General features: G+C 68.2%; 10 protein-coding genes. 1 reads left to right on the top strand and 9 read right to left on the bottom strand.

Annotated elements, in window-relative coordinates; genetic code table 11:
• Positions 1-277: 277 nt before the first annotated feature.
• The 9 genes from IRZ30_RS11340 to IRZ30_RS11300 form a co-directional block, all read right to left on the bottom strand.
• Complete coding sequence (locus tag IRZ30_RS11340; protein ID WP_294085228.1) at positions 278-2512, bottom strand: copper resistance protein CopC; 2235 nt, start codon at positions 2510-2512, stop codon at positions 278-280.
• Positions 2513-2574: 62 nt separating this feature from the next.
• Complete coding sequence (locus tag IRZ30_RS11335) at positions 2575-2988, bottom strand: VOC family protein (RefSeq protein ID WP_294085226.1); 414 nt, start codon at positions 2986-2988, stop codon at positions 2575-2577.
• Between the two features lie 149 nt (positions 2989-3137).
• Positions 3138-4772 (bottom strand): long-chain fatty acid--CoA ligase, encoded by a 1635-nt coding sequence (locus IRZ30_RS11330; protein ID WP_294085224.1) that lies wholly within the window; start codon positions 4770-4772, stop codon positions 3138-3140.
• 150 nt (positions 4773-4922) lie between these two features.
• A complete protein-coding gene (locus IRZ30_RS11325) occupies positions 4923-5456 on the bottom strand; it encodes a gamma carbonic anhydrase family protein (RefSeq protein ID WP_294085223.1) in 534 nt (177 codons plus the stop codon).
• 21 nt (positions 5457-5477) lie between these two features.
• Complete coding sequence (locus IRZ30_RS11320) at positions 5478-6272, bottom strand: enoyl-CoA hydratase/isomerase family protein (protein ID WP_294085222.1); 795 nt, start codon at positions 6270-6272, stop codon at positions 5478-5480.
• Positions 6273-6383: 111 nt separating this feature from the next.
• Positions 6384-7550 (bottom strand): CoA transferase, encoded by a 1167-nt coding sequence (locus IRZ30_RS11315; RefSeq protein WP_294085221.1) that lies wholly within the window; start codon positions 7548-7550, stop codon positions 6384-6386.
• 80 nt (positions 7551-7630) lie between these two features.
• Positions 7631-9178, bottom strand: a complete 1548-nt coding sequence (locus IRZ30_RS11310; protein ID WP_294085219.1) for a tripartite tricarboxylate transporter permease — start codon at positions 9176-9178, stop codon at positions 7631-7633.
• A gap of 19 nt (positions 9179-9197) precedes the next feature.
• The gene (locus IRZ30_RS11305; RefSeq protein ID WP_294085217.1) at positions 9198-9689 is read right to left on the bottom strand and encodes a tripartite tricarboxylate transporter TctB family protein; all 492 of its coding nucleotides are present in this window, start codon (positions 9687-9689) and stop codon (positions 9198-9200) included.
• Between the two features lie 9 nt (positions 9690-9698).
• Positions 9699-10718 (bottom strand): tripartite tricarboxylate transporter substrate binding protein, encoded by a 1020-nt coding sequence (locus IRZ30_RS11300; RefSeq protein ID WP_294085216.1) that lies wholly within the window; start codon positions 10716-10718, stop codon positions 9699-9701.
• 634 nt (positions 10719-11352) lie between these two features.
• Between IRZ30_RS11300 and IRZ30_RS11295 the strand changes: the two genes are divergently transcribed.
• A complete protein-coding gene (locus tag IRZ30_RS11295) occupies positions 11353-12597 on the top strand; it encodes a CoA transferase (protein ID WP_294085215.1) in 1245 nt (414 codons plus the stop codon).
• Positions 12598-12809: the final 212 nt, after the last annotated feature.

Below are 12809 nucleotides of genomic sequence, written 5' to 3'. Positions count from 1 at the left end.
CGCCCCCGACCCCGCGCCCCGACGCCGGCACGGATCCGCCCCCGGCGCGCGGCTCCGGCCGCGCGATACCACAGCGGCGGCTCGGACCGCCGCACTCCACAGCCGGCTTCAGCCGGCTTTCCTGGTCAGCCCGGCGGCCTTAGCCCCGGGCACGCGCCACAACGTGGGAACCTTCCCACCACCCACCCCGAGCACGCGCCGCCACGCACAGACCCGTCATCGGCAGGCTGAGTCACGGAACACGGAACACGGAACACGGAACACGCAACATGCCCCCTCACCGGCTTGCGACTTCCGGCGCGTCGATCGTCACCGGGGCGTCGAAGTCGGTGTACTTGGTGAGCATGTAGTGGTGGTTGGCGACCATCGCCTCCTGCCGGATGTGGTGCGTCTCCTCGTCGACCCACCAGAGGTACCAGACCTCGCCGCGGGTGTTGTCGGCCGGGGCGTAGAAGCTCACCACCCGGCAGGTCTCGCCGTCGATCTCCATCTCCCGGCCGAGGGTGAGCCCTTCCGGGTTGGTGTAGTAGTTCACCTGGGCCAGCGGGAAGCGGACGGGTCGCGCCCGCGGCTGCGCCGTCCAGGTTCCGTTGCCGTCGCGGTAGTACTGCGTATCCCCGATTGCGATCGACTCCCCGCCGACGGCCGTGGCGTAGCGGAGGCGGTTCGGCGCGGCGAAGGCGAACCGCGTGGTGACGCTGTTGCCGGAGCCGTCCGTCAGCCGCTCGAGGCTGGACATCGAAGTGAGGCGGGAGAGGCGGTCGATCGCGGCCTGGTAGAGCGCCTCGGCGGCCGGGTCGTTCTCCTTCCGCTGCTCGGGGCCGACGAAGATCGGGTCCGGGAGGAGAAAGGCGAAGGTGGCTACCTCCGGCTCGGGGGCGCCGCCGGTGAACTCCACTTCGGCCTGCCACCAGCCCTTCACGGTGAACGGCGCGCCGGAGACCAGCCAGCGACCGTCGTCCTGGCGCTCGGCGCGCAGCCGCGGTGGATCGATCGGACGCTCCAGCATGCGGAGCGTGACGTAGGCGCGCTGGACGTCGGGAAGCGGGGTGCCATCCGGCCCGCTGAGCCAGATCGTCAGGTCGCGCTTCCCGGTGTCCGGGTGTGGCATGAACAGGTGGGCGTAGCGCCCGTCGTCGAGGTCGAACCGCAGGTGGAGCGGCTCGATCTGGGCAGGCGTCGGTGGGGCTGTGAGGGCCAGCACCGCCGCCGCGAGCAGCGCGCCCATGCCGAGCGCCGCCTCTCCCCGCAGCGAGCGGAGCAGCGCCACCAGCCGCTGCAGGCCGATCTGGATCTGCCGCCGGTTGAACCAGGCCAGTCCCAGGATCCCGAGCGCGATACCGGTCTTCAACAGGAGCACCCGGCCATAGGGGCTGGTCCACGGTGGGCGACTCAGCGGCAGGAGGACGCCCGCGTTGGCGGCACCGGCGAGGAAGGCGACCGGCACCAGCACCAGCGCCAGGCGGGAAAAGCGGCGGAGCGCCGGGTTGCCCTGCTCACGCCAGAGGCGCGGGGTGGTCGCCAGGTGGACGACGCCGCCGATCCAGAAGACGATCGATTCCAGGTGCGCGGCGTTGAGCGCGATCGCGAGCGGCCGGTAGGACTCGCGCGCCGCGGAGTGGCTGGTGAGGGTGAGCGTCAACACCGCGGCAGCCGTCAGCAGGCCACCCAGCCCGAGCAGCGGCCGCCAGCGTCGCCGCAGGGCGGGCAGCGCCAGCAGGCCGATCAGCGCCACAATGGCCGCGTCGAGGGCGACGCGGACCAGCCAGGGCGTGGGCATCACGGAGAGTGCCGCGCTGAGCGACTGGCGCGGCAGATTTCCAGTCGGCAGGTAGGCCGTCAACGGGACCAGGGCCAGGTCGGCCAGGAGCGCGACGGCCGCGCCCGTCAGCGCCAACCGGCGGGAACGGGCGGTGAGCCGCGCGCCGAGGAGGCCGAGCAGCCACCACCCGGCGGTCACCGAGAGCCCGAGCAGCGTGAGCCAGCGCAGCGCGACCGCCTGTGGCGCTGGGCGCTCACCGTCCGTCGCCGCCGCTCCCGCCGGCAGCCGGGCCTGCCCGACGCGGAACTCGAATGTCCCCTGCAGCACGTGGCCGTCGGTCTGCGACGCAGAGCGCCAGGCGACGGTGTAGGTGCCGTCGGGGAGGCGCGGCAGGGTGACGCGCATGTGCTGGGGATCGGCCGGGTCGACTCTCACGTCGCCGTTGTCGACCCGCTGGCGTTCGGCGTCGTAGACCTCGATCGAGGAGCGCGCTTCCTCCAGCGGCTCGGTGAACCACAGGTCGACCGTCTCGGGCGATACGCCATTGATCGAACCCGGCCCCGGTGTGCTGCGCGCCATGTCCAGTTCGCCGTGGGCGAGGGCCGAAGACGCAGTCAGCGCGGCGAGGGTGAATGCGAGGAGGATGAGGAACAAGAGCCGGAGGCGACGAGCGCGGCGGAGCCTACGTGCAGGTGCCATGTCGCGCACGAGCGGCAAGTCCTTGCTCAGACGAACCGACGCCAGGACCACCGCGGTCCTGGCGTCTCAACTGTACCATGCTGGTGCGCGTCCGCTGCTGCGGGCGGCGTGGGCTACTGCTGCGCGGTGACCTGGTAGAGCTGGATCAGGTTGCCGCAGGTGTCGTCCAGCATCGCGATGATGACCGGGCCTACGTCGGTCGGCTCCATCGTGAACTGCACGCCCCGGGCCTTGAGCTGCTCGACCTCCGCATGGATGTCTTCGACGGCGAAGGCGGTGGCCGGGATGCCGTTCTCGAACAGCGCCCGCTGGTACGCCTGTGCCGCGCCCGCGAGGGCGGGGTTGTTGTTGGGCTCGAGCGAGAGCTCGACCTCGTCCGGCGCGTCGGGCGAGGCGACGGTCAGCCACCAGCCCTGCTCCATCTTGAGGTCCTGTTTGGTGATGAAGCCGAGCTTCTCGGTGTAGAACGCGTGGGCCTTCTCCTGGTCGTCAACCAGCAGGCTCGTGACCCGAATCCTCGGGGCCATGCTATCTCCTCTCGGCGGTGAGCCCGTACGAAGCGGCCGGGAATCGCTCATCTGTTCGCAGTATACGTACACGCCCGGCGCTGTCACCTGTCCAGTCGATCAGGTGACGACGCCGGGTGTGCCGGTGCATCACGTCCGCTCTGGGGCTCTTACTCGCTGGTGGCGGACTCCTCCGGCGTGCGCTGGCGCTCCTCCTCGAGTAGCACGCGGCGCAGCACCTTGCCGACCCCGCTCTTGGGCAGCGTGTCGCGGAACTCGAACGCGCGTGGCACCTTATAGGCCGAGAGGCGCTCGCGGCAGTACGCCTCCAGCTCCTCCGCCGTCGCGCTCGCCCCCGGCTTCAGGGCTACATAAGCCTTCACCGTCTCGCCCCGGTAGGGATCGGGTACGCCGATGACGCCGGCCTCCAAGACCGCCGGGTGCTCGTAGAGGACTTCCTCGATCTCGCGCGGGTAGACGTTCCAGCCGCTCGCGAGGATCATGTCCTTCTTGCGATCGATGATGGTGAAGTAGCCGTCCTCGTCCATGGTGGCGATGTCGCCGGTGTAGAACCAGCCGTCGCGCATGGCGTCGGCCGTCTCCTCCGGCATGCCCCAGTAGCCCGCCATCACCTGCGGCCCACGGATGCGCAATTCGCCCGCCTCGCCGGGCTGGAGCACGCGGGTGCCGGTGTCGACATCGACGATCTCGGCGTCGGTGTCCGGCACAGGCATGCCGATCGTCCCCGGCTTGCGCAGCCCGGTCGCCGGGTTGGCGTGCGTGACGGGGGAGGTTTCGGACAGCCCGTAGCCCTCGATGATCGTGGCGCCGAAGCGCCGTTCGAAGGACTCCATCACCTCGAGCGGCATCGGCGCTCCGCCCGAGTTGCAGAAGCGGATCGAGCCGACGCCGTACTCCTCGGCGTTGGGGACACTGTTGATCGCGACGTACATCGTCGGGACGCCGGGGAAGGAGGTCGGCTGGGTCGCCTTGATTGTCTCCAGCACTTCGGCCGGCTCGAACCGCGGGACCAGAATCAACTCTCCGCCGCGAGCCAGCCCCAGGTTCATGCAGACCGTCATGCCGTAGACGTGGAAGAGGGGCAGGACCGTCAGCACCCGCAGGTCGGCGCCGCTGGGAAAGTCGGGGTTGGTGGCGGCGGTCTGCAGCACGTTCACCACCAGGTTGCGGTGCGTCAGCATGGCGCCCTTGGCGATGCCGGTGGTACCGCCGGTGTACTGGAGCACCGCGACGTCATCGGGCGTTACCTGCACATCCGGCGGCGCGCCGGTCGTGCCCATCAGCACCTCCTCGAAGGCGCGGGCCTCCGGTCCCGGGGTCACCTCACCGCGCAGTCGGGTCACCAGCACGTTCGTGAGATTCACCTGGGGCAGCACCGCCTGCACCACCGGGTAGAGCATGTCGGCCACGATGATCGTCTCCGCTCCCGACGTGGTCAGGTGGTGCACCAGCTCGCGCGGGGTGCTGAGCGGGCTGACCTGCACGACGATCCCGCCCGCCCGCAGGGTGCCGAAGTAGGCGATGACGTACTGCGGGCAGTTCGGCAGCATGAGCGCGACCCGGTCCCCTTTGCCGACGCCCAGTGCCGCCAGGGCCGCGGCGCAGCGCAGCACCCGGCCCCACAACTCGCGGTAGGTCATCGTGATCGTCGCGAAGCGCAGCGCGGTCAGGTCGGCATGCTTCGCGACCGACTGCTCGATGAACTGATCCAGGGTGACCTCGGGATACTCCAGCGTCGCCGGGACGCCGGGCGGATAGTGCGCGAGCCAGGGACGCTCCGACATCGTAACGCCTCCTCGGTCCAGGCGGAATGCGCGTATGACCAACTTGGTTCGCTGGAGACTGATAGTATCAGCCTATCGCACCATTCCTGTCGTGGCAAGTAGGAGGCGTCATGCGTCATGCATGATGCGTTATGCGCAACGTGTCGACCTTCACCCCCGGTCCTCGGTGTCCCACAACTCCGCCCGGTAGAGGGTGGCACGCTCCCGATAGTGGGCGGCACCGGCCCGGGTGGCGGCCAGGTCCTCGTCGCTGACGCTGCGCTTGACTGTGGCCGGTACGCCCATCAGCAGCGAGCGAGGCGGGAACTCCTTGCCCTCCGGCACCAGCGCGCCGGCCGCGACGACGCAACCGGGTCCCAGCCGGGCGCCGTTGAGGATGATCGCCCCCATCCCGATCAGGCACTCGTCACCGATCTCGCAGCCGTGGAGGATGGCACCGTGGCCGACCACCACGTCGCGCCCCACGCGGCAGGGGAAGCCCGGGTCGGCGTGAACGACGACGCCGTCCTGAATGTTGCTCCCCGCTCCGATCTCGATCCGGTCGGCGTCGCCGCGGAGCACCGCGTTGAACCAGACGCTCGCCTGCGGGCCGAGTGTGACATCGCCGATTACCTGGGCGCCGTCGGCGACGTAGGCGCTGGGGTCGATCTCGGGGTGCTTGCCGCGGAAGGGGCGAATCGGCATGGGGTGACTGCTCCTTTCGCGCTACCGGCCGGTCCAGACGGGTTTGCGCCGCTCGACGAACGCCTGGACGGCGTTGCGGAAGTCCTCGCTCATGTAGCACGAGACGATCAGGTCTTCGCCTTCGTGGGTATCGAGCGCGTGCTGCGCGACGATGCGACGGATGCCTTCTTTGGTCGCGCTCAGCGTCCGGGGGGCGAGCGAGAGCAGCCGCTCGGTGACCTCGGCCACGCGTGCCTCCAACTGCTCAGGCGGAACCACCTCGGTCACGACACCGAGCTGCAGCGCCTCCTCGGCGTTGAGCAGCCGGGCGAGCATGAGCATCTCCTTGGCCTTGATCGGCCCGACGTACGACACGAGGCGGCTGTAGCCTCGCATCGAGAGGCAGTTGCCGATGGTGCGCGCGATCGGGATGCCGAACCGGAGGTCCGGCGTGGCGTAGCGGAAGTCGGCGGCCAACGCCAGCCCGGCGCCACCGCCGACACAGTAGCTCCGCAGGATCGCGATGACCGGCTTGCGGACTCGCTCCAGCCGGTTCCCGACTTCGTCGGTCTGGATCTCGTACTGGATGGCGTCCTCCGGGTCGTCGAAGGTGCGGAACTGGCTGATATCGGTGCCCGCGACGAAGGCGCGATCGCCCGCGCCCCTGAGGTGGACGACGCGGATGCGGTCGTCCTCGTCGATCGCGTCGCAGTACTCGACCAGCCGGTCGTACATGTTCCACGTCATCGCGTTCATGGCCTCGGGCCGGTTGAACGTGATGGTCGCGACCGGGCCATCCACCTCGAACAGGATCTCGTTTGCGGAGTCGGTCGTCATCGTCGATCGCTCCCTGTCCTCTCGCGTGACCCAGATCGTTGCAAACGCCGTGTTCCCGGCGGGACCGCGACGCGGCACGCTCCTTCCCCGAGCCGGCCATGGCCCGGCGGGCTAGACAATGCCGCGCTCGCGCAGGTCGGCAATCGCGGCGGCGTCGTAGCCGAGTTCTGCGAGGATCTCGTCCGTGTGCTGGCCGAGCAGCGGCGGCGCCGACCGGACCGTTCCCGGCGTGTCCGACAGCTTGGCCGGGATCCCCACGGTCTTGATCTCACCCGCGGTCGGATGCTGGAGGGTGACGACCATCTCCCGGGCGAGGACGTGTGGGTCGTCCAGAATCTGCTCGACGGTGTTGATCGGCCCGGCGGGTATCCCGGCGCGCTCCAGCAGCTCCATCCACTCCGCGGTCGTCCGCTGCGCCATGATCTCGCCGACGGTGGCGACGACGTCCGCGCGGTTCGTCACGCGCTCGGCGTTCGTCCGGAAGCCGGGCTGGTCCGCCAGCTCGGGCCGGCCAGCCGCCTGGCAGAACTGCTGCCAGAGCCGGTCGTTGCCCACGGCCAGCATGATGTAGCCGTCGGCCGTGGCGAACGGCTGGTACGGGACGATGTTGGGATGGGCAGAGCCGTAGCGACCGGGGTTTTTCCCAGAGGCGAAGTAGTTGCCGGCAGCGTAGGTCAGCCAGGAGAGCTGGGCGTCGAGCAGCGAGACGTCGATCGCCTGGCCTTCGCCGGTGCGCTCGCGGTGGTAGAGCGCGGCGGCGATCGCGAAGACTGCCCACATGCCGGCGCCGATGTCGGCGATCGACATCCCGTGCTTCATCGGCGGACCGTCCGGCTCACCGGTGATCGCCATCATGCCGCTCATAGCCTGCGCCAGAGCGTCGTAGCCGGGCCGGTCCCGGTAGGGACCGGTCTGGCCGAAGCCGGAGATGGAGCAGTAAATGATGCTGGGGTTCTCCTGGCGCAGCCGCTCGTAGCCGATACCCAGGCGATCGGCCGTGCCCGGCCGGAAGTTCTCGATGGCCACGTCGGCGGTGCGGGCGAGGCGGTAGATGATCTCTCGCCCCTCCGGCGTGCTCATGTCGACGGTGATGCTCTTCTTGTTCCGGTTGATGCTAAGGAAGTAGCCGCTCTCGCCCCCGATGAAGGGTGGTCCCCAGTGCCGCGTATCATCGCCGGCGCCGGGGCGCTCGACCTTGATGACCTCCGCGCCGTAGTCGGCGAGCACCATCGTGCAGTAGGGTCCGCTGAGGATGCGCGAGAGGTCCAGGACTCTCACGCCTGCGAATGGTCCCGACAACGACCTGCCCCCTTACTCAATCCAACGAATCGCTGAACGTCGCCAGCCTGCGGCCGGATCTAATCGCCGTCAGTGAGTCCGGCCTCGGGCTCAGGCTCGGGCTCGACTCCTCCGCGCCAGCGCTCGATGATCTGGCTACGCACGACCGGCCACAACAGCGCCGTGATGGCCAGGACCATCAGCGCGCCGGAGATGGGGCGGGTGAAGAAGATCGACCAATCGCCGTGCGAGAGCGTGAGTGACCGGCGCAGGTTCTGCTCCGCCAGCGGGCCGAGAACCAACCCCAGGATCAATCCGGCCGCCGGGAAGTCGAGCCGCTTCATGATAAACCCAAGCAGGCCGAAGGCGCCCACGAAGAGCACGTCGATCGGGTTGTTGCTCAGCGCATAGGCACCGACCACGGCGAACATCACGATGAAGGACGCCTGGATCGGGTAAGACACCCGCAGCGCGCTGGCGAAGAGCGGGATGGCGAAGATGTTGAGCAGGACCAGCATGACGTTGCCGATGTACATGCTGGCAATCAGGCCCCAGGCGAAGTCCGGGTGCTCGGTGAACAGGAGGGGGCCGGGCCGAAGGCCCCAGAGAAGGAAGCCGCCGAGCAGCACCGCCGTCGTCCCCGATCCGGGGATGCCCAGGGTGAGCAGTGGGATCATGGCCGCGGCCGAGGCGGCGTTGTTGGCGGACTCGGGCGCGGCGACGCCCTCGATGGCCCCCTTGCCGAACTCATAGCCGTGTTTCGACGCCTTGCGCTCCACGCTGTAGGCGATGAACGACGCCAGCGTCGCCCCGGCGCCCGGCAGGATGCCGACGATGAACCCGACGATGGTGCCGCGTACGATCGCCCAGCGCGAGCGAACCCAATCGGCGGCCGACGGCAGCGCATCACGCCAGTGGGGCGACGCCTGCATCACCGGGTGCCCGCCCGGCGTCATCATCCCTTCGAGGATCTCACCGATGCCGAAGAGCCCGATGGCCACGACCAGGAAGCTGAATCCGTCGAGCATCCAGTCCTGCCCGAAGGTGAAGCGCGGCCGACCCGACATGACGTCCAGGCCGACGGTGGCCAGGAGCAGCCCGACGGTCACCGAGATGAGCCCCTTGACCGGCGAGCGGCCGCCGATGGCGGAGATCGCGGTGAAGCCAAGCAGGATCAGGGCGAAGTACTCGGGAGGGCCGAACTGGAGTGCGATGCGGGTCAGGAGCGGGCTGAGCAGGGTCACCATGACCACGCCGAACGTCCCGGCGATGAACGACCCGATGGTCGCGATGCCCAAGGCCTTCGCTGCCCGGCCCTGGCGCGCCATCTGATACCCGTCCAGGGTCGTCACGACGGTCGCCGACTCGCCCGGGATGTTGGCCAGCACGGAACTGATCGTGCCGCCGTACTGGGCGCCGTAGTAGATGCCGGCCAGCATGATGATGGCACTGGTGGGATCCATGCCGAACGTGAGCGGCAGCAGCAGTGACACGCCGACGACGGTGCCGATGCCGGGCAGGGCACCGATCACCGTCCCGGCGAACACACCGATCAGCGCGAAGAGCAGGTTGGTGGGTGTGAGCGCGACCGCGAAGCCGTGGAGCAGATTCTGGAGCAGATCAATCACGCCGCACTACTCTCTGTCCTTAGAAACCGAACGGCCCCACTGGGAGCGGCACTGAGAGCAAGACGCCGAAGGTAATGTGGAACGCGATCGGGGATAGGACGGCGTACGCGAGACTCGCCCGCCATGACCGGCCGGCCACCCAACGCACCGTCACCAGCATGAACAACCCCATGGAGATGACCATCCCGAGGTAGGAGAAGAGCACCACGACCGCGGCCGTGCTGACCAGGAAGATCAGCCACGGCTTGCGGGCCTCGGCTGCCGGGATGATCTGGTTCGGGGCCGGTTCGTCGGTTGCCGGCTCACGTGGGGCCGCCGGCTGCCGGTCCGCTTGCCAGATGTTCCGGACCAGGACCGCCGAGAGGATGACCAGCATCACGCCCAGCCACAGCGGGAAGAACCCGGGGCCGACGCCGAATTCGGCGCGGTACGGCAGTTGGCGCGCGAGGCCGATGGCAGCGACCCCTAGCGCCGCCACCGCAATCGCTGCGATGTATTCCGCCAGCCGCATGAGCTACCCCTAATTCGATCCGAGACCCATCTCCTCGATGAGTTCCTTGACGGTTGCGGACTCTTCGTCCATCGCCTTCCGGAAGTCCTCAGGTCCCAGATATCCTGAGCGCAGCATGTTGCCCTCGATGAATTCGGTCTGCCAGGCCTCCGATTCGGAGAGCTGGCGGAAGATCTCCGCCCAGAACTCGACCGCTGCAGGGTCCATGTCTGGTGGCCCGAGGATCCCGCGTGTCTGCTCGTAGATGGCGTTGATGCCCTTCTCCTTCAGGGTCGGTACGTCAGGGAGCTGGCCAAGCCGTTCGGGGCCGGCGACCGCGAGGGCGCGGATTTCACCGGCCTCGATCTGCCCGAGCACCTCGTTGGGGTTGGCCGAGGCGACATCGACGTGCCCGCCGAGCAACGCCGCTTGAACCTCGCCGCCGCTGTCGAAGCTGATGTAGTTGAGCTGGACGCCGGCTTCCTTCTCGATCTGCGCCAGCAGCAGGCTGTCTTCCCCGCCTAGGCCGGTACCACCCCAACTCACGCCGTCCGGCGTCGCCTTCGCGGCATTGATCAGATCCTCAATCGTCTGGAACGGTGAGTCCTTCCGGACAATGATCAGCAGTTGGTCGAGCGCCAGCCTCGCGATCGGGGTGAAATCTCGGTAGGTGATGTCCGTATCGAGCACGAACTCGTTGGTGATGATGCCGGAGGTCATCGTCATGATCGTGTAGTTGTCGCCCTTCTTACCGGCGACGTATGTCTGACCGACGGTGCCGCTGCCGCCCTCGCGGTTCACCACGTTGATGGTCTTGGTGAAGATCCCCTCGCGTTGGAGAATCGCTGTGATGGTACGGGCCATGTTGTCCGAGCCGCCGCCTGGAGCGTATGGGACGACAAGCTCGATTGCCTTGTCGGGGTAGTTGTCTGGAATGCCACGGGCCTGTCCTGCGGCCGGGCCGCATGCCGCCAGCGTAATCGACGCCATCAGGGCTACGGCAACCAGCAACCTCCAGCCGTCCCCGCTCGGTTTACGATCACGTTCCATCTCCGCATCCCCCCAATCGGTGTCCCACCACTGACACCTCCGGCGGTCCGCACCTCCTCGATACCCCGGCCGACTCACAGGAACTGAGCAAGCAGCGACAGCGCAAGCTGGTAGCTGCCGCTAACACATGTTCGGTATAGCGTCAGATAGCTCGTACGCCGTTATTTGTTCCGCGCTTGTAGTCACTGTAGAGGAATCATTGGCGAGCGTCAAGTCCGGCCTGCATCCATCAATCGGGGATCCCGGCGGCCTTGCTACTCTGAGAGGCGTGACGAACACCAAGATTGGGGTTTCGTCACCATATCCTCGGTATTGACGTCTCTCTCCGGCCGCTGGTACAGTGAGCCATGCGCAAGTAGTGAAGCGAATGTTTCCATCATGGGTGGGCTAACGCGTGGTACGCCCGATTCACTCGGTTCTCCAGGTTTTCCCCACACCTGACTGTTATCGACGGTTGCCCTCTCGTGCTACGCAGCGTCGCGCGCCCCCGGCGGACTCGACGCGAGTCTGTTCCGAGCAAAGCAACCTCGGGCACGTGACGCGGCGCCGGCAGGTATAGACTATGCGGGGCCGGGGGCTCGGGAACACACCAGGCCAATTTCGGGCGTGACGGTGGCTGTGGAAGGAGATTGACGTGCCGGAGCAGGAACGATCTCAGCCGATGCCGCTGGCGGGAGTGCGTGTGCTGGACCTGGGGCGGCACCAGGCGGGGCCGACCTGCGCCATGTGGCTCGGCGACCTGGGTGCCGACGTCATCAAGATCGAGAATCCGGATCGCGGTGAGGACGGCCGGGCGTCGGGGCCGCCGTTCTTCAACGGCGAGAGCGCCTTCTTCCTCTCGGCCAACCGCAACAAGCGCTCGCTTGCCCTGGACATCAAGCGCCCGGAGGGGCAGGAGATCTTCCGCCGGCTGGCGGCGGAGGCCGACGTGGTGATCGAGAACTTCCGCCCGGGCGTGATGGACGCCCTCAACATCGGCTACGAGCGCGTCTCGGCGATCAACCCGCGCATCATCTACTGCTCGATCTCCGGCTTCGGGGCCGACGGCCCCTACGCGGACCGTCCCGGCCTGGACCAGATCATCCAGGGCGTCTCGGGGCTGATGAGCGTCACCGGCTTCGAGGGGGGTGAGCCGGTGCGCGTCGGCATCCCGATCGCCGACCTGGTGACCGGCCTCTTCGGCGCCTACGGGGTCCTGGCGGCCCTTCAGGCGCGAGAGCGCACTGGCCGCGGCCAGCACATCCAGACCTCGCTGCTGGAGTGCATGGTCGGGCTCATGTCGTTCCAGGCGGTCCGCTACCTCAACGGCGCCGGCACCCCGCCGCCGGCCGGAAATCACCATCCGATCAACGCGCCGTACGGGGTCTTCCGCTCCAAGGACGGCTACATCACGCTGGGGGCGACCGGGGACAAGCGCTGGCGGAAGCTGTGCGAGATCCTCGGCACCGAGGAGTGGCTCACCGATCCCCGCTTTGCCACCAATGGTGCGCGTCACGAGAACCGCCTGCTGCTGGAGGATCTGATCAGCGAGAAGCTACAGGCGCGGACCTCGGACGAGTGGGAGCGCATCTTCAACGAGGCCGGGATCCCCTGCGGTCCGATCTACCGGGTCGACCAGGCGCTGGAGCATCCGCAGGTGCGCCACCGGGAGATGGTCGTCGAGCGCGAGCACCCGACCATGGGGACGGTGCGGCTGCTGGGTGTCCCGATCAAGTTCAGTGAGACGCCGGCGGGCGTGCACCGGGTGCCGCCGCTCTTCGCCGAGCACACCGACGAGATCCTGCGCGAGATCGGCATCTCCGACGAGGAGCTCGAACGCCTGCGGGAGGCCGGGATCGTGCGCTCCGGCCCGGCGACCCCGGGTAGCGAGGAGCCGTAAGCGCGTGGTTCGGGCCCGGAGATGGGTCGTGTGAGGATCCCGCACCGCAGCACGTGCCCGGGGCTAAAGCCGCCGGGCTGACAACGGAAAGCCGGCTGAAGCCGGCTGGGGAAATCGGGCTCACATCTCGGCATGAGGCTCCGGCCATCCGGCCTGTGCCCGGTGGCTTTATCCCCCGGCCCCGGCCGCGCGGCGGGCTCGGCGCATCGGGG

The sequence above is a fragment of the Sphaerobacter sp. genome (assembly GCF_019683595.1).
Classification (GTDB): Bacteria; Chloroflexota; Chloroflexia; order Thermomicrobiales; family Thermomicrobiaceae; genus Sphaerobacter.
This window is presented reverse-complemented; position numbering and strand designations above follow the sequence as displayed.